We start from the raw sequence: 17370 nt of genomic DNA on the forward strand, positions 1-17370 counted from the left end.
ATGTTTCACAGTTTAGTATTTTATCTCCCCGCTCATCATATTTGTGATATTCATCACATCAAACCCACATTACAAGCAGGGGATTATGCTTCGAACATGCCCTGTGGGTTTGTGCGTATTCATTCCCGTGGAATCCACCAAAACAATCTGCCAGAAGCCGAGGAATCCTGCGTTTTGTCGTGGTAATGTATGTGCTTTGCATTCAAGGAATGGGTTTTTAAGATGGCAAAGTTGCGAGTAGGAATCGTATTTGGTGGTAAATCAGCGGAACATGAAGTGTCATTGCAATCGGCAAAAAATATTGTCGATGCCATCGACAAGACTCGCTTTGACGTTGTGCTGTTAGGTATTGATAAACAAGGGCAGTGGCACGTGAGCGATGCCAGCAACTATCTGCTCAACGCTGACGATCCGGCACGCATTGCGTTGCGTCCTTCCGCGACCAGTCTGGCGCAGGTACCGGGTAAACAAGAACAGCAACTGATCGATGCTCAAAACGGTCAGCCACTGCCTACGGTCGATGTTATTTTCCCTATCGTGCACGGCACGCTGGGTGAAGATGGTTCACTGCAAGGCATGCTGCGCGTGGCAAATTTACCGTTCGTCGGTTCTGATGTGCTGGGCTCTGCGGCCTGCATGGATAAAGACGTCACCAAACGTCTGCTGCGCGATGCCGGATTAAACATCGCGCCATTTATTACGCTCACCCGCGCCAATCGCAATGCCATCAGCTTTGCTGAGGTCGAATCGCGTCTGGGCCTGCCGCTGTTTGTGAAGCCAGCCAATCAGGGATCATCCGTTGGCGTCAGCAAAGTCACCAGCGAAGCGCAATACGACCAGGCTGTAGCACTGGCGTTTGAGTTCGATCATAAAGTGGTGGTGGAACAAGGGATCAAAGGCCGCGAGATCGAATGTGCGGTACTGGGAAACGATCACCCGCAGGCCAGCACCTGTGGCGAGATCGTCCTGAACAGCGATTTCTACGCCTACGACACCAAATATATTGACGATAACGGGGCCAAAGTCGTGGTTCCGGCGGCAATTGCGCCAGAAATTAACGACAAGATCCGTGAGATCGCTATTCAGGCCTACCAGACGCTGGGTTGCGCCGGGATGGCGCGGGTGGATGTGTTCCTGACCGCAGAGAATGATGTGGTGATCAACGAGATCAACACGCTGCCAGGCTTTACCAACATCAGTATGTATCCCAAACTGTGGCAGGCCAGCGGCTTAGGCTATACCGATCTGATCACACGTCTGATCGAGCTGGCGCTGGAGCGCCACGCTGCCGATAGCGCGCTGAAAACCAGCATGTAAAAACAGACAGGATGCCCGATAACTATTGGGCATCCTTGACGTCTTCATCCTCATCGACACGGCGGCGAATAATAAGTCCCGCGAGCCAAAAGCTAATCACCCACGTAACCAGCCCCACCGCATAGGTTTGCCATCCTTTCGCTTCAAACCCCAATAATCCCACCACGCCATTCAAAATAAAGATCAGCCCAATGGCAAACGCGTAATAGTGCCAGTCGCGGCGAATTTTTACAGGCAGGTTCATAACAACTCCGGTGGAAGTACATCGTTGAGCAGCATCCTCGCACATTTCCCTGTGGGCGTCTGTGTCCTGTGCGGAAATTCTGAAATGTGAGTTAATATAACTTAAGGTTACATATTTGTGACGCTCAACAAAAAACCAAAATCCAGGAATAATCTCTACCTGAAATTACCATCATTCTGATATTGACAATCCCGATCACCTGTCAGACTCACTGTCAGTTACTGGTATGGCATCGACAACGCAGGATATTTCTGGAGGTCCCTATGGCTGATTTTACGCTCTCAAAATCCCTGTTTAAGGGCAAGCATCGAGATACCTCCTCTCTGCCCGGCAACATCGCGTATGCCGTTTTTGTGCTGTTTTGCTTCTGGGCCGGAGCTCAGGTTTTAAATCTGTTAGCCCATGCGCCCGGTATCTATGAAGAACTGATGCAGCTACAGATGCAAGAGACCGGACGCCCACGCGTTGAGATTGGCTTAGGCGTCGGCACCCTGTTTGGACTGATTCCCTTCCTCACTGGATGCCTTATCCTTGGCGTCATCGCGGCGGTGGTGCGCTGGCGCCATCGTCATCACAACGATGACTGACCCATACACTTCGCCCGACGATCGTCCACACGTTTAGCAAACCATGCCGTGGTCAAATTACGCGTAATCTTCGGGCTTTCCAGTTGAATACCTGGCAGCATTTCCCGTGGTAACGCTTTTCCTGCCTTCGCTTCCGCCAGCTTATACATCTTCTCGTACAGCGCGGTGTCCTCAAAAGCCAGGCTGTCGCCTTTTTGCAACTGACGATGGATATCGCTCTCACTCATCCCCAGCTTCCCGGCAAGCTTGCGTACCGCCAGCTCCGTTTTACCCGGTTCTTTGCTGTTGTAGAGAATCAAATCCCCATCCAGCGCCAGCTTCACACCACTGGCTTTGCTGACGGCATTCTGAAACGCCGCATTACGGCTGGCGTACCATCCCGCATTAAAATCCGCGAAACGGAAGATGGGTGCGCTATAGTTCGCCGGGTAATTCAGCAAGTGATACGTGCCAAACCAGAGTCCACCGCGCAGGGTGAAGACTTCCTGACGTACCGTTCCTTCCATTTTCCACGGATACCCGGAAGTATGCTGTTCGGCAAACGCAATGCTGACCTGCATCGGTCCCCCGGTATGCACCGGGTTGAGCGAACCAAACAACGTCTGCCCCATCGGCACCATATTGATGAAATCATCAAAAATGGCACTAAGCTGCTTTTCCGTCTTCACCGAATCCAGACGCTCGCTATAACTTTTCCCATTTGGCGAGTTAATCTTCAGTGCGGTATGAACCAAAAACACCGGGATATGCATACGCTCGGCGCGACGGTCAATCTCTTTCCAGGCTATTTTACTTAAATTCGGGACAACCGGATCGGCCTGATAGTTGGACTCCTGCTGCGCCACCGCCAACACCGAACAGATATTTTCAACCGTCGGTGCCAGCTTCTGACTGGCAAACGTTTTCGCCAGGTCCTGCCCCCACGCGTCCCGGTCTTTCACACTGGCAGGCATTTTTTGCCGCACCACGCTCGCCACATCGACGGCTTTCTCCCCTTTTTTTAATGGTTGCGCAGGTTGGCTACTACACCCCACCAGCACCAACGCCGCCAGACCAGACCAGGGGTAAAGACGGGAAACCGTCGACATAACATCTCCTTTTGTTAGCTAAGCGTATGGGTAACAGCCTGAATTTCCTGACCATCCAGTTCACGTTCGAAACTGCGCAGACGCTTATAGATAGACATCAGTTCAACCAGCGTCGTCCACGAATTAATCAAATACTGGAACGAGCCGCGTACCTGACCAAACACGTTGGTGATTTGCGTCATCAGGCCGAGCGTAATCGTACCGGCAACAATCGATGGAAACAGCAGGAACAAGCCGAAAACGTTATCAACCTGCAGGTAAAGAATACGGGCGATATTGAAGTACATATAGTGAAAATAGAGGCGAAAATAGTTCTGACGCACCGCATGGAACAGCTCGCGCACCGTCGGCGGCGTTGCGCGATTACCATCATCTTCACCGTACACCAGCTCTTTACGGTACGCCGCTTCCACCCGCTGATTTTTGAACTCCAGCCCAGGCAGTTTGATCCCCACCACGGCCAGCAGCCCAGTCCCCATCAACGACCAGACAATCGCGGCAATCACCAGACCGTAGGGAATATGTCCAACAATCGGCAGATCCGGGACATGCGCAGAGAGCGTAACCAGTACCGGCAGGAAGGCAATCAGTGTCATAATCGCGTTAATAAAACTCACGCCCATGTCTTCCAGCGTGGAAGCGAAACGCATGGTGTCTTCCTGCACACGCTGCGCCGCACCTTCGATATGACGCAGATGCTGCCAGTGCGCCATATAATGTTCGTTCATCGCGGTACGCCAGCGGAAGACGTAATGGCTGACGAAGAAGTTGTTCATCACGCCAATGACGACGGCTATCAGCGCAATCCCGAGAAATATCCCCACTTCCTGATAGAACTGCTCAATCTTCACCTTATGCGGCGTGCTGAGCGCGGTTTGAATCAGGTCGTAGAACGGGGCATACCAGGCGTTGACGGCGACGCCGACTTCAACCAGAAACCAGGTAACGAAGATAATCAGCGAGGTACCGAGTATCGACCAGTACTGCCAGCGGTGCGGACTGTAGAGAAACCAGAACAGCGCAAACACGCCAACGCACAGAATGTAGTACGCATAAAAAATCAGATAATCCAGCGACCAGAATCGCGCTGCGCTAATCGGTACATCCCCCGATGCGCCGGTAATCTGTGCAACCCAGGCTCCCCCACCCGCCTGCCAAAATACAACAGCGACCAGTGCCCAAATAAATGCCGAAATAAAGAACGGCCCCGGCTTTGGGAAAAAAGACTTAAACATAGTGCTCTCCTGCTAACTTCTTATCGTTATGACGACTGCTGTGCATTTGCCACGGTGGTTTACCGCGACAAGACGGCTTACGCCCAAAAAACACAAGCTGAAACCGACAATTGTGACCAGAACCGACGCACTTAGTTCGCTATCTGGTTTTGTAGAATTGTTTCTGCGGTTTTCACACCGACAGCGTTCCGGCATGTTCAGATTATTACAGCGTGAGATCACAAAAGCGAACATCCACTCTCCGGGAAAAGCCCACGTTTACTCATCGTTACGTTTTTCCCACTATCATTGGCTGATAAGCGCTTTGCAATATGCCAACGAGTAGTATAAATACGCATACGCACGTCATCTTTTACTTCCTCTAACTCATGGACACCACCGTTGAAACGTAGTCTGCTTTTTTCTGCCGCGCTGTGTGCGGCGTCATTGACATCTGTCCAGGCGGCACAGCCTATAACCGATCCCGTCTTTGCCTCTGACATCGTCGACCGGTATGCCGATCATATTTTCTACGGCAGCGGAGCTACAGGGATGGCGCTTGTGGTGATTGATGGTAATCAGCGCGTGTTTCGTAGCTTTGGTGAAACGCGCCCCGGCAATAATGTTCACCCACAGTTGGATTCCGTCATTCGCATTGCGTCGTTGACCAAATTAATGACCAGTGAAATGTTAGTGAAATTACTCGATCAGGGTACGGTAAAACTCAACGATCCATTGAGTAAATATGCACCACCAGGCGCACGCGTGCCGACATATCAGGGAACGCCTATCACGCTGGTGAATCTGGCGACGCACACCAGCGCACTGCCACGCGAGCAGCCTGGCGGCGCGGCAAAACGCCCGGTCTTTGTCTGGCCGACTCGCGAACAACGCTGGAGCTATCTCTCTACCGCAACGCTAAAAGCTGCACCAGGCTCGCAGGCATCCTATTCGAACCTGGCGTTTGACCTGCTGGCCGATGCGCTGGGAACCGCGTCCGGCAAACCTTATCCGCAGTTGTTTGAAGAGAAAATCACCCGACCACTCGGGATGAAAGACACCACCTTTACCCCGTCACCTGATCAGTGCGCACGTCTGATGGTCGCGGAAAAAGGCGCCAGCCCGTGTAACAATACGCTGGCGGCCATGGGCAGCGGCGGCGTCTATTCTACGCCGGGCGATATGATGCGCTGGATGCAGCAGTATCTCTCCTCTGATTTTTATCATCGTAGCCAGCAGGCCGACCGGATGCAGACGTTGATTTACCAGCGCACACAGTTAACCAAAGTAATTGGGATGGACGTTCCCGGCAAAGCCGATGCACTGGGTTTAGGCTGGGTCTATATGGCACCGAAGAATGGCCGTCCGGGGATTATTCAAAAAACAGGTGGCGGCGGTGGATTCATCACCTATATGGCCATGATCCCGCAGCAAAACGTGGGCGCCTTTGTCGTTGTGACCCGCTCCCCGCTGACCCGCTTTACCAATATGAGCGACGGAATCAACAATCTGGTGAGCGAACTGAGCGGCAACAAACCGCAAGTAATCCCTGCCTCCTGATTCAGCACGCCACAGGCAACGGGTTGAAAATCTCCCGTTTGCCTGTGTTCACAAACGCTTTCCTGGCGGATGCGGCATAAAGGCAACTTTCATAAACTCCCTTGCAACAGGTTCAGGTATACTACGGCCTTCGATTTCACAAACATCAGGCATACCATGACAGACCTAATCCAACGCCCTCGCCGCCTGCGCAAATCCCCTGCGCTGCGCGCTATGTTTGAAGAGACAACACTGAGCTTAAATGACCTGGTGTTGCCGATCTTTGTTGAAGAAGAACTCGACGATTACAAAGCCATCGAAGCCATGCCAGGCGTGATGCGCATTCCGGAAAAACATCTGGCACGCGAGATTGAACGCATTGCCAACGCCGGAATCCGTTCGGTGATGACCTTCGGTATCTCCCACCACACCGATGACACCGGCAGCGACGCCTGGAAAGAAGACGGTCTGGTGGCGCGCATGTCGCGTATCTGTAAGCAGACCGTACCGGAAATGATCGTCATGTCCGACACCTGCTTCTGTGAATACACCTCGCACGGCCACTGCGGCGTATTATGCGAGCACGGTGTTGATAACGACTTAACCCTTGCTAACCTCGGCAAACAGGCGGTCGTTGCCGCCGCAGCGGGCGCAGATTTCATCGCCCCTTCCGCCGCAATGGATGGCCAGGTACAGGCGATTCGCCAGGCGCTGGACGCTGCAGGCTTCACCGATACCGCGATCATGTCCTATTCCACCAAGTTTGCCTCTTCGTTCTACGGTCCGTTCCGTGAAGCCGCAGGCACTGCGCTGAAGGGCGATCGTAAAACCTATCAGATGAACCCGATGAACCGCCGCGAGGCAATCCGCGAATCATTGCTGGATGAAGCTCAGGGTGCAGACTGCCTGATGGTCAAACCGGCGGGTGCCTATCTGGATATCCTGCGCGATATCCGCGAGCGCACCGAGCTGCCGATTGGCGCTTATCAGGTCAGCGGTGAGTACGCGATGATCAAATTCGCGGCCATGGCCGGTGCTATAGATGAAGAGAAAGTGGTGCTGGAAAGCTTAGGCTCGATCAAACGCGCTGGCGCAGATCTGATCTTCAGCTACTTCGCACTGGATCTAGCTGAGAAAAAAATCCTGCGCTAATTCCTTTCAACGCCCCGCAATGCGGGGCGTTTTATCATAAAACGTCACCAAACCGCCATCTAACCGACACATCGCCCTTCTACTGTCACAAAAGGACAGAGGAGGAGCCGCTATGTTTAGTCTCGACAATGTCATCGACGACCTGTGGCCAGAAGCGAGGCCCGCCCCGTGGCAAAAAAAAGTACTGAGAAAACTGTTACATGAAGAGGAATTCCAACAGTTTGCCGCTCGTCACCGCCATCTGAAAGGGTTAGATACCGTCGAACAGGTGCTGGAGCATCTCAACATTCACTGTCAAATTCCGATCCGTAGTCTGGAACAAATTCCCGAACAAGGGCCGCTGGTTATCATCGCCAACCACCCTACCGGCACACTCGACGGTCTGGCCCTGCTGTACGCCGTATCTCGCGTTCGCCGCGATGTTAAAGTCGTCACCAACCGCATGCTCACCCATCTCGAACCGCTCAGTTCGCTGTTTATTCCGGTGGATAATATCAATGGCCGCACCGCTAAAGCAGCGCTACAGCAGATGGACCGACAGTTGCAAAACGGCGGTGTGCTGATCTTCTTCCCGGCCGGTGAAGTTTCGCGCATAACCCGGCGTGGCATTCACGATAAAAAATGGCACTCCGGCTTTATTAAGCTCGCCGCCAAATACCGCGCACCGCTCTTACCTGCGTGGATTGAGGCACGCAACAGTACGCTGTTTTATGCCAGCACCCTGGTGTCGCAGAACCTGCCGATGCTGTTGTTAATGCAGCAGATGTTCCGCCGCCGGAACAGCAACCTGCCGGTGACCATTGGCGAGCAAATTGCGTGGTCGACATGGTGTACGCCGCAAACCACACCACGAGAAATGACAGACAAGTGCTACCGACACGTTCAGCTACTGGGGAAAGGACTGCCGGGCGTCTTTAAAACCGAAAGCGCGATCGCTCGCCCGGAACCCCGTGCTCTGCTCAAGCGCGAGCTACACCAGGCCGAGTGCCTGGGGCGTACAGCAGACGGTAAGGTTATCTATCTCTGGCAACCTAACGGTCAGGAAGAGGTTCCGTTGCTACGTGAGCTGGGCCGTCTGCGGGAAATCGCCTTCCGCGCGGTAGGTGAAGGCAGCGGCAAACGCCGCGACATCGACAGTTATGACGATGACTATCTGCATCTGATCCTGTGGGATGAAGACGATTTGGAGATCGTCGGTGCCTACCGCTTCATGCCGACCGCCCTACAGATGGAAAAGCGCGGGCTGGACGGCATTTACAGCTATAGCCTGTTTCATTACGACGAACGGATGGATGATATCCTCCAGCACGGCATTGAGCTGGGGCGCAGCTTTATTCAGCCACGCTACTGGGGACGCCGCGGGCTGGACTATCTGTGGTCCGGTATCGGCGCGTATCTGGCGCGCCATCCACACTATCGCTACCTGTTTGGCCCGGTCTCTATTTCTGGTGGGCTACCGCCTTCGGCCCGCGATTTGCTGGTTGCCTTTTATCGCCTGTGGTTTCCGGCAACGCATCCACTGGCGGAGTCGCGCCGACCATACCCGGCCTCGTTACCCGACGCACTGGCGCAGTTTGGCGGGGAAAATTACAGTGAAGACCTGACGCGGCTGAAGTCTCTGCTCGGCAACCTTGGTTGTGGTATTCCACCACTCTACAAGCAATATTCCGAAGTATGTGAGCCAGGTGGCGTACAGTTTATCGACTTTGGCAGCGACCCGGACTTTAACAACTGCGTGGATGGTTTGGTACTGGTGGATTTAACGTATCTGAAGGCAAATCGCTACCAGCGGTATATCGGACCGCATTTGGTTTCGCAGCCAGAATAAGACGTTTGTGTCGCCATTCGGCACGGTGTCGCAGCGTGCCGAATGGTGTAATTCTCTGTCACGACGCACGATAGAACGGCTTATCCCCTAAAATCGTGGCCCGATGCATAATGCGCCGCTGCGGCAGATAATCCGCATTGGCGTAATGCTGCGTTACGCGGTTATCCCAAATTGCCACATCGTCAGGCTGCCAGCGCCAGCGCACCTGAAACTCTGGTTTAGTGACATGCGCAAACAGAAACCCGAGTAGAGCTTCGCTCTCTTTCTCCGTGACATCCACAATCCGCGTAGTAAATCCCTCGTTCACAAACAGCGCCTGTTTACCGCTTACCGGATGCGTTCTCACCACCGGATGCAGCAACGGGGGATGTTTGGCGACCGCTTCCAGCCAGCGCTGGTGCTCTTCTTCCGTCTTACGGTATTTATACTCCTGGAACGATTTGCGGAAATCATGCTCCGCCCGTAGGCCGCTCAGCAACTGACGAAACGGCTCAGAGAGCGCCTCATAAGCGGCAATTCCACTGGTCCACAGCGTATCACCTCCGGTCGAAGGCAGCGTTTTTGCTGCCAGAATGGCCCCAGCTGGCGGCGTGTCGATAAAGGTCACATCGGTGTGCCAGTTATCGTTATCTGGCGGATTATCGTTGTGAGTATCCAGCACGATAATCTCCTCCACGTCTTCGGCATGCGGGTAGACCGGATGAATATGCAGATCGCCAAAACGCAGCGCTAGCGCTCTCTGCTGCTGCGGCGTAATCACCTGCTCACGCAGAAACACCACCTGATGGCGCAGCACCGCATGATAAAGCTGCTCAAACTGGTTATCGCTTAGCGGACGCGTCAGGTCCGCACCGGAAATTTGTGCGCCAATATACGGCCCCAGCGGGGTAATGCTCAGACGTTCACTCATTGTACTTCTCCATGCCAGGGCGTCAGACGACGCTGAACCGCGCGCAGACCCAGTTCTAAAATAAAGGCGATAACGGCAATGACCGCGATCCCCGCCAGCACCACATCCGTTGCCAGAAATTCACCGGCGGACTGGACCATAAAACCCAAACCTCGCGTGGCAGCAATCAACTCTGCGGCCACCAGCGTTGACCAGCCGACACCCAGTCCGATGCGCAGCCCGGTCAGAATTTCAGGCAATGCACCGGGTAAAATAACAAACCACAACACTTGCACACGGCTGGCCCCCAGTGATTGTGCGGCGCGTACTCTTACCAGCAGCGCGCTGCGGACACCGGCCAACGCCGACATCGCAACAGGCGCGAAAATCGCCAGGTAGATCAATAAGATCTTGGAGGTTTCACCAATACCAAACCAGATCACCATCAGCGGTAAATAGGCCAGCGGCGGAACCGGACGGTACAATTCAATGATCGGATCGAGAATGCCGCGAATTGTCGGGCTCAGGCCCATCGCGATCCCGACCGGAACGCCCAGCAGTACGGCGGCCAGCAGGGCGATGACGATTCGCGCCAGGCTCGCGGTCACATGTTGCCACAGCGTGGCATCCATAAATCCTTGTGGCCCGGCGATGGTGATCAACTTTTGCAGTACCTGACCAGGCGCTGGCAAAAACAGCGGGCTGATTAATTGCAGCGCTGCCACCGTCCACCACACCGCCAGAATGACGACCAGCGTACCAAGGCTTAACGTTATCTGACGTGAAAACGGCCAGCGCCAGTTCAGCGTGCGCTGTCGCGGTTTATCATTAATCACTACGCTCATGAGAACGCCTCCCGTTGCGCAAAGACGCGGCTTAACACGTACTCGCGCATGGCAATAAACTGCGGATCGGACTTAATACTGCGGCTCGCTTCCCCGGCCACAAAGCGCCGGGCAAAGTTAAGCGGCAGACGCTCCATCACCCGACCAGGGCCGGATGAGAGCAGCACCAGCTCGGTGGCCATAAATACCGCTTCTTCAATATCGTGCGTAATTAACAACACCTGTTTGCCGGTCTCATGCCAGAGTTTCAGCAGCAGGGTTTGCATCTGCTCGCGGGTAAACGCATCGAGCGCACCAAACGGTTCATCGAGCAGCAGGAGCTGTGGATTAGCCGCCAGCGCCCGGGCAATGCCAACACGTTGACGCTGGCCACCAGAAAGCTGCCATATAAAACGTTTTCCGGCACCGTCCAGCCCTACTTTCTGCAACATCTCCTGGGCGATACGCTGACGCTGCACTTTCTCTACCCCTGCCAGTTGCAGACCAAAGGCCACATTATCCTGCACGTTACGCCAGGGCAGCAGACCTTCATTCTGGAATACCACCCCGCGTTCCGCACCTGGACCTTCCACCTTCTGACCTGACAGCGTGATGCTGCCGTGCTGATACGGCACGAACCCGGCAATCAGATTCAGCAGCGTGGTTTTGCCGCAGCCGGAAGACCCGAGCACCACCAGCAGTTCACCGCTATCAAGCGTCAGGTTGATATCGTCCAGCACCGGTTTTCCACCGTAGCTGGCTGCGAGATGAGAGATTTGCAGCATCAGCGCCTCCTTTTATTGCACGAAGCGATCGGTAACGTACTGGCTGTAATCCGTCGCGACAGCAGGCACTTTGCCCTGCTCTTTGAGGAACTGCGCAGTATCGACAATCGCTTTGTTTACCGGTCCGGTAAGCTCGGCGGTTTGCTGTTGCACAGTCAGGTAGGTATTCCCTTTCACCAGCCCCGGCACATCTGCCTCCGGCACGCCGCTTAAGCGCGACAGCTTGCTGATATTCTCCGGCTGTTTCAGCCATTCATCGGGGTTAGCAATATAGGGTTGCTGCGCATCAATCGCGCTTTTGGCAAAGGCTCTCACCACCTCGGGATGTTTCTCGGCAAAATCTTTGCGCACCACCCACACGTCCAGCGTCGGCGCACCCCACTCACCAACCTTTTCAGAATCAGTTAATACCTTGCCCTCTTTTTCCAGCGCATTGACGGCCGGTGCCCAGACGTAAGCACCATCAATGTCGCCACGCTGCCAGGCGGCAATAATTGCCGGTGGCTGCAGGTTCACAATCTCCACCTGACCGGGTTTGATACCCCAGTGTTTCAGTGCAGCCAGCAGGCTGTAATGGGTGGTGGAAATAAACGGCACGGCAATGCGTTTGCCGATCAAATCCTCCGGCTTACTGATATTTTTCTTCACTATCAGCGCTTCAGAGCTACCCAGTTTTGACGCCAGCAGGAAAACTTCAATAGGTACCTGCTGACTGGCAGCTACGGCCAGCGGGCTGGAGCCGAGATTGCCAATCTGCACATCGCCGGAAGCCAGTGCACGCACGATGCTCGCCCCGCTGTCGAATTTGCGCCAATCAACGGTGGCTCCGCTCTCTTTAGCAAAGGTGTTATCCGCCTGCGCCACTTTGGCCGGTTCGGCGGAAGTCTGATAGGCGACAGTGACGTTTACCGCCTGAGCCTGAAATGCGATGAATGCCAGTGCGGTAAGAAGTGTGTTACGCGATGAAATAACCATGATTGTCTGCTCCCCTGTCTTGTTATGGAGGCAGTATTTCGTTGCGGCACAATTTGATAAAGGAATTAAAAATTCTGGCTAAGAACAAAGCGTTTTTAGAAAAAAAGCGGCAATAGTTAGCTATTTCGCTCATTACAGAACGTAGGCCGGATAAGGCCCTCACGCCACCATCCGGCAATCCATGCCTGATGCGCTGCGCTTATCAGGCCTACACTCGCTACAACACCCGGCAAATTATTGCGATTTTGTTACATTCGTTACATAACTGCGCCTGGATGATTGCCAGCGTGGCGCTGGCAGGCATCATAGATATCCTTGTCAGGCAAGAGAGCAATATCATGATTCATGTTGTGCTGGTGGATGACCATGTGGTGGTGCGTTCCGGCTTTGCGCAATTACTCGGTCTTGAAGAGGATCTCGCCGTTATCGGCCAGTACAGCAGTGCGGCAGAGGCCTGGCCGGCATTACTGCGCGAGGACGTCAATGTCGCGGTCATGGATATCGCCATGCCGGATGAAAATGGTCTGAGTCTGCTAAAACGGCTGCGGGCGCAAAAACCCGGCTTTCGCGCCATTATTCTCAGTATTTATGACGCGCCGACGTTTGTACAAAGCGCGCTGGATGCCGGGGCCAGCGGTTATCTGACCAAACGCTGTGGACCGGAAGAGCTAGTACAGGCGGTGCGCTCAGTCGGTATGGGAGGCCATTACCTGTGCGCCGACGCGCTGCGGGCGTTACGCGGTGGTGAGCAACCTGCACAGGTGCTGGAGGTATTAACCCCACGCGAACGCGAAGTGTTTGATCTGCTGGTCAAAGGTGACAGCGTGAAAGAGATCGCCTTTAAGCTCGACCTCAGTCATAAAACGGTCCACGTCCACCGTGCGAATGTACTGGGCAAGCTGCAATGTCAAAGCACCATCGATCTGGTGCATTTTGCTCTCGACCACCAGTTGCTGACGGGGCATTAATGTCTCGCTCTGCTCGCCACTGGGTTATCTCTCTGTTTATTCTGCTGGCCTGGGGTTCGGGCTGGCTAATGCTGTGGACGTTAGGTTTTTACCTGACCCATAACGGTCAGCAGGCGGCATTATTTCTGCCGCACGGCGTGTATCTCGCGCTCTTGATCCTGCTGTCCCGCCGCTACTGGCCCGCGCTGGTATTGCCGCCAGTGTTGATCCTGTTCTGGCTGCACAACGAACAGTTACTCAATGGTTATCTTCTGCTGGCCGCACCGCTGATAAGCCTGATACCGGCCAGTATCGGTCAGTCATACTGGCACCGCTTCCCGCTCTACTGGCAGCGGCTCACCTTGTTGCTGGCTGCCGTGACGGTCACGTCGCTGCTCAATACCACGCTGCTGTCTCCCTTTATTCAAAGCCCGGCGATGTTGATTGGGCTGGCATCGTTTACCGGTGGCGTGCTGCTCACCCCGTTTGTTTATCTGATCTACGAATTTCTGCGCCAGCAACACCGCTATCATTTACTCGGTCTGGATACGACCAATCCACCGCTGCGCACTTCACTTATCATCTGGTGCAGCCTGTTCTTTATTATTGGTATCGGCACGCAGATGGTGCTCTCGCCAGACATCGAACGCCTGCTGCTGATTGTTGTGTTCCTGCCCAACGTGGTGATGGCATGGAAATTCGGCTGGCAGGGCGGCGTTTTGTCCGGACTGCTCGGCAGTATGATGATCACCATCGCCCGCCAGATAGGCGTGGGATTTAGCAACCTCGTCGAACTGGAGATTTTCCTCGCCACCCAGGCGCTGCTGGGCATAGGGCTGGGAATCGCCATCAGCCGCCAGCAGCATCTGGCGCAAAACCTGCACCATTATCGCCAGCGTCTGGAAAGCGAACTGGCGGCCCGCCGCGCGTTAACTGAACAACTGATCCGCACGGAAGAAAACACGCGCAAAAGCCTGGCGCGGGAACTGCATGATGAAATTGGCCAGAACATTACCGCCATTCAAATTCAGTCTCAGTTGGTTAAACGTTCGCAGGGTCCTGAGCAAGCGCTCGACGCGGCGAACCAGATCAACGATCTTGCCCGGCGTATCCACCACTCGACCCGCCAATTACTGCGCCAGCTACGCCCGCCCGCGCTTGACGAGCTGTCTTTTAAAGATGCGCTACACCATCTGGTCAATGAATTTGCCTTTGCCGAACGGGGTATTCACTGCCGGTTTGATTACCGACTGGCAAATACGCCTGAAAATGAAACGGTGCGCTTTACGCTGTACCGTCTGTTGCAGGAGTTACTCAATAATGTCTGTAAACATGCCGATGCCAGCGAGGTGTCGATTGCGCTGCGCCAACGGGATCGCTGCCTGTTGCTGGAAGTCACGGACAACGGCGTGGGCATTCTTCCTGAAAAAATTCCCGGCTTTGGTATCCAGGGGATGCGTGAACGGGTCAGCGCGCTCGGCGGCGAGCTGACCCTCGAGTCTCACCACGGCACGCGGGTAATTGTTAACCTGCCCACAAATTTGCAACAAACCGCCCCTTAACCAGGAAAAAGTCTTAGTCACTCCGGACTTTCTCTCATCCCCTTTTGCTTTCGCTTACCTATAGTCAGCACAAACGGAGACAGCTATGCATGCACGCTCAGCCAGCGAAACAGACCAACGTTATCGGGCACTACGTCCCCGGCTGCTGATGTGTATGGTGGTGGGATACGCCGCGTTTTACCTGACGCGCAAAAGCGTTAACTACGTGCTCCCGGCACTGCAAACGGATCTGGGACTGGATAAAAGTGATATCGGTCTGTTGGGTTCGCTGTTTTACCTGACCTATGGTTTGTCGAAGTTTACCGCGGGACTCTGGCACGACAGCCATGGGCAGCGCGCATTTATGGGAATAGGCCTGTTCGCTACCGGCATCCTGAACGTGGTGTTCGCGTTTGGTGAATCGCTAACGCTGCTGCTGGCGGTCTGGACGCTCAACGGATTTTTTCAGGGCTGGGGCTGGCCGCCCTGCGCCCGCCTGCTGACCCACTGGTATTCGCGTAACGAACGCGGCTTCTGGTGGGGCTGCTGGAATATGTCAATCAACATCGGTGGGGCCATCATCCCACTGATTAGCGCCTTTGCCGCCCATTGGTGGGGATGGCAGGCAGCGATGCTGGCACCAGGGATCATCAGCATGGCATTAGGTATCTGGCTGACGCTGCAACTGAAAGGCACGCCCCGCGAAGAGGGACTCCCTACCGTTGGAGAATGGCGGCATGACCCGCTGGAGCTGCGTCAGGAGCAGCAAAGCCCACCGATGGGGTTGTGGCAAATGTTACGCACCACCATGCTGAAGAATCCGATGATCTGGCTGCTGGGGGTGTCGTATGTGCTGGTGTATTTGATCCGCATCGCGCTCAACGACTGGGGCAACATTTGGCTGACGGAAAGCCACGGCGTGAATCTGCTCAGCGCTAATGCCACGGTGATGCTGTTTGAGGTCGGCGGCTTGCTCGGTGCGCTGTTTGCCGGCTGGGGATCGGATTTGCTGTTCAGCGGCCAGCGTGCGCCGATGATTTTGCTGTTCACGCTGGGGCTGATGGTTTCCGTCGCCGCGTTGTGGCTGGCGCCGGTTCACCACTACGCGCTGCTGGCTGTCTGTTTCTTTACCGTGGGCTTTTTCGTTTTTGGCCCACAGATGTTGATTGGTCTGGCGGCCGTCGAATGCGGACACAAGGCGGCAGCAGGTTCAATCACCGGTTTTCTCGGGCTCTTCGCCTATCTGGGGGCCGCGTTAGCGGGTTGGCCGCTGTCGTTGGTCATAGAACATTACGGCTGGTCGGGGATGTTCAGTTTGCTCTCGGTTGCCGCTGTCTTTATGGGTTTATTGCTGATGCCGCTGCTCATCGCGGGTATCGCCCCTTCTCTCAGTCAAAGGATAAAACAATGAAACTGACGCCTACCTCTACCCTGATTGCCTCTACTCTGGCGCTGGCTGCCTTCAGCAGTGCGGCACAAGCACAAGGTCGTCTGGTGGTCTATTGCAGCGCCACGAACGAGATGTGTGAAACCGAAACCAAAGCCTTCGGCGACAAATATGACGTGAAGACGTCGTTCATTCGCAACGGCTCCGGCAGTACGCTGGCGAAAGTCGATGCCGAGAAGAAAAACCCACAGGCGGATGTGTGGTACGGCGGTACGCTGGACCCGCAGTCTCAGGCGGGCGAAATGGGTCTGCTGCAACCGTATAAATCACCAAACCTCACACAAATCATGGAGAAATTCCGCGATCCGGCAAAAGTAAAAGGCAACCTCTCCTCCGCGGTTTATGTCGGTATCCTGGGCTTTGGCGTCAATACTCAGCGTCTGAAAGAGAAAAACCTGCCGGTGCCAAAATGTTGGAAAGATCTGACCAAACCGGAATACAAAGGCGAAATTCAGATTGCCGACCCGCAAAGCTCAGGCACTGCCTACACCGCACTGGCGACCTTTGCTCAACTGTGGGGGGAAGATCAGGCCTTTGACTACCTGAAACAGCTCAACGCCAACGTCTCTCAATACACTAAATCAGGCATTGCCCCAGCGCGTAACGCCGCCCGTGGCGAAACGGCGATTGGCATTGGCTTCCTGCACGACTACTCGCTGGAAAAAGAACAGGGTGCCCCGCTGGAGCTCATCTCCCCATGCGAAGGTACCGGCTATGAAATTGGCGGCGTCAGCATTCTGAAAGGGGCGCGTAACCTCGACAACGCCAAACTGTTCGTTGACTGGGTACTGTCAAAAGAGGCTCAGGAGCTGGCGTGGAAGAAAGGCAAGTCCTATCAGATCCTGACCAACACCACCGCCGAGACCTCGCCAAACTCGCTGAAACTCGACGATCTGAAGCTTATCAATTACGACATGGATAAGTACGGTTCCACTGACGTGCGTAAAGCGTTGATCAATAAGTGGGTTAGCGAAGTGAAGATGGGTAAATAAA

16 protein-coding genes are annotated in these 17370 nt (G+C 54.5%); 9 read left to right on the plus strand and 7 right to left on the minus strand.

Annotation, left to right across the window (positions count from 1 at the left end):
• Positions 1–222 precede the first annotated feature (222 nt).
• Positions 223–1317, plus strand: coding sequence for a D-alanine--D-alanine ligase (ddlA, locus tag NNO08_RS00850; protein WP_271441110.1), 1095 nt, complete (start codon positions 223–225; stop codon positions 1315–1317).
• Between the two features lie 22 nt (positions 1318–1339).
• Here the strand turns inward: ddlA and NNO08_RS00855 are convergent, their stop codons facing one another.
• Complete coding sequence (locus NNO08_RS00855) at positions 1340–1561, minus strand: DUF2754 domain-containing protein (RefSeq protein ID WP_137384665.1); 222 nt, start codon at positions 1559–1561, stop codon at positions 1340–1342.
• Positions 1562–1824: 263 nt separating this feature from the next.
• Here NNO08_RS00855 and NNO08_RS00860 point away from each other — a divergent pair, with 263 nt between their 5' ends.
• On the plus strand, positions 1825–2148 hold the full coding sequence (locus NNO08_RS00860; protein ID WP_048212467.1) for a YaiY family protein: 324 nt from the start codon (positions 1825–1827) through the stop codon (positions 2146–2148).
• Here the strand turns inward: NNO08_RS00860 and NNO08_RS00865 are convergent.
• Positions 2133–3236, minus strand: a complete 1104-nt coding sequence (locus tag NNO08_RS00865) for a DUF1615 domain-containing protein (RefSeq protein WP_271455972.1) — start codon at positions 3234–3236, stop codon at positions 2133–2135. The genes NNO08_RS00860 and NNO08_RS00865 overlap by 16 nt on opposite strands.
• A gap of 14 nt (positions 3237–3250) precedes the next feature.
• Positions 3251–4471: a peptide antibiotic transporter SbmA gene (gene sbmA, locus NNO08_RS00870; RefSeq protein WP_137384667.1), complete on the minus strand. Its 1221-nt coding sequence runs from the start codon at positions 4469–4471 to the stop codon at positions 3251–3253.
• Between the two features lie 381 nt (positions 4472–4852).
• Between sbmA and ampH the strand changes: the two genes are divergently transcribed.
• The 3 genes from ampH (at position 4853) to NNO08_RS00885 (ending at position 8969) form a co-directional block, all read left to right on the plus strand.
• The gene (ampH, locus tag NNO08_RS00875; protein WP_271441112.1) at positions 4853–6010 is read left to right on the plus strand and encodes a D-alanyl-D-alanine-carboxypeptidase/endopeptidase AmpH; all 1158 of its coding nucleotides are present in this window, start codon (positions 4853–4855) and stop codon (positions 6008–6010) included.
• A 156-nt stretch (positions 6011–6166) separates the two neighbouring features.
• Complete coding sequence (gene hemB, locus NNO08_RS00880) at positions 6167–7141, plus strand: porphobilinogen synthase (protein WP_045440399.1); 975 nt, start codon at positions 6167–6169, stop codon at positions 7139–7141.
• Positions 7142–7253: 112 nt separating this feature from the next.
• Positions 7254–8969: a lysophospholipid acyltransferase family protein gene (locus NNO08_RS00885; protein WP_271455973.1), complete on the plus strand. Its 1716-nt coding sequence runs from the start codon at positions 7254–7256 to the stop codon at positions 8967–8969.
• 58 nt (positions 8970–9027) lie between these two features.
• Here NNO08_RS00885 and tauD read toward each other — a convergent pair whose 3' ends face one another.
• The 4 genes from tauD to tauA are packed head-to-tail and all read right to left on the minus strand — an operon-like array spanning position 9028 to position 12442.
• On the minus strand, positions 9028–9879 hold the full coding sequence (tauD, locus tag NNO08_RS00890) for a taurine dioxygenase (RefSeq protein ID WP_271449912.1): 852 nt from the start codon (positions 9877–9879) through the stop codon (positions 9028–9030).
• On the minus strand, positions 9876–10703 hold the full coding sequence (gene tauC / locus NNO08_RS00895; protein WP_271455974.1) for a taurine ABC transporter permease TauC: 828 nt from the start codon (positions 10701–10703) through the stop codon (positions 9876–9878). Before tauC ends, tauD begins: the two co-directional genes overlap by 4 nt.
• On the minus strand, positions 10700–11467 hold the full coding sequence (tauB, locus tag NNO08_RS00900; RefSeq protein WP_271455975.1) for a taurine ABC transporter ATP-binding subunit: 768 nt from the start codon (positions 11465–11467) through the stop codon (positions 10700–10702). The genes tauC and tauB overlap by 4 nt, the downstream gene beginning before the upstream one ends.
• 12 nt (positions 11468–11479) lie before the next feature.
• Positions 11480–12442, minus strand: coding sequence for a taurine ABC transporter substrate-binding protein (tauA, locus tag NNO08_RS00905; protein ID WP_271455976.1), 963 nt, complete (start codon positions 12440–12442; stop codon positions 11480–11482).
• Between the two features lie 338 nt (positions 12443–12780).
• Between tauA and NNO08_RS00910 the strand changes: the two genes are divergently transcribed.
• The 4 genes from NNO08_RS00910 (at position 12781) to NNO08_RS00925 (ending at position 17369) form a co-directional block, all read left to right on the plus strand.
• Positions 12781–13410 carry a response regulator transcription factor gene (locus NNO08_RS00910; RefSeq protein ID WP_271449953.1) on the plus strand — a complete coding sequence of 210 codons (630 nt, stop codon included), beginning with the start codon at positions 12781–12783 and terminating at the stop codon, positions 13408–13410.
• On the plus strand, positions 13410–14951 hold the full coding sequence (locus tag NNO08_RS00915; RefSeq protein ID WP_271449916.1) for an MASE1 domain-containing sensor histidine kinase: 1542 nt from the start codon (positions 13410–13412) through the stop codon (positions 14949–14951). Before NNO08_RS00910 ends, NNO08_RS00915 begins: the two co-directional genes overlap by 1 nt.
• Before the next feature lie 85 nt (positions 14952–15036).
• Entirely contained in the window at positions 15037–16341 is a 1305-nt protein-coding gene (gene uhpC / locus NNO08_RS00920; RefSeq protein ID WP_271455977.1) for an MFS transporter family glucose-6-phosphate receptor UhpC, read from the plus strand.
• The gene (locus NNO08_RS00925) at positions 16338–17369 is read left to right on the plus strand and encodes an ABC transporter substrate-binding protein (RefSeq protein ID WP_271455978.1); all 1032 of its coding nucleotides are present in this window, start codon (positions 16338–16340) and stop codon (positions 17367–17369) included. Before uhpC ends, NNO08_RS00925 begins: the two co-directional genes overlap by 4 nt.
• The last annotated feature ends 1 nt before the right edge of the window (position 17370 follow it).

Source organism: Citrobacter sp. Igbk 17 (assembly GCF_028069775.1).
Taxonomy (GTDB): domain Bacteria; phylum Pseudomonadota; class Gammaproteobacteria; order Enterobacterales; family Enterobacteriaceae; genus Citrobacter.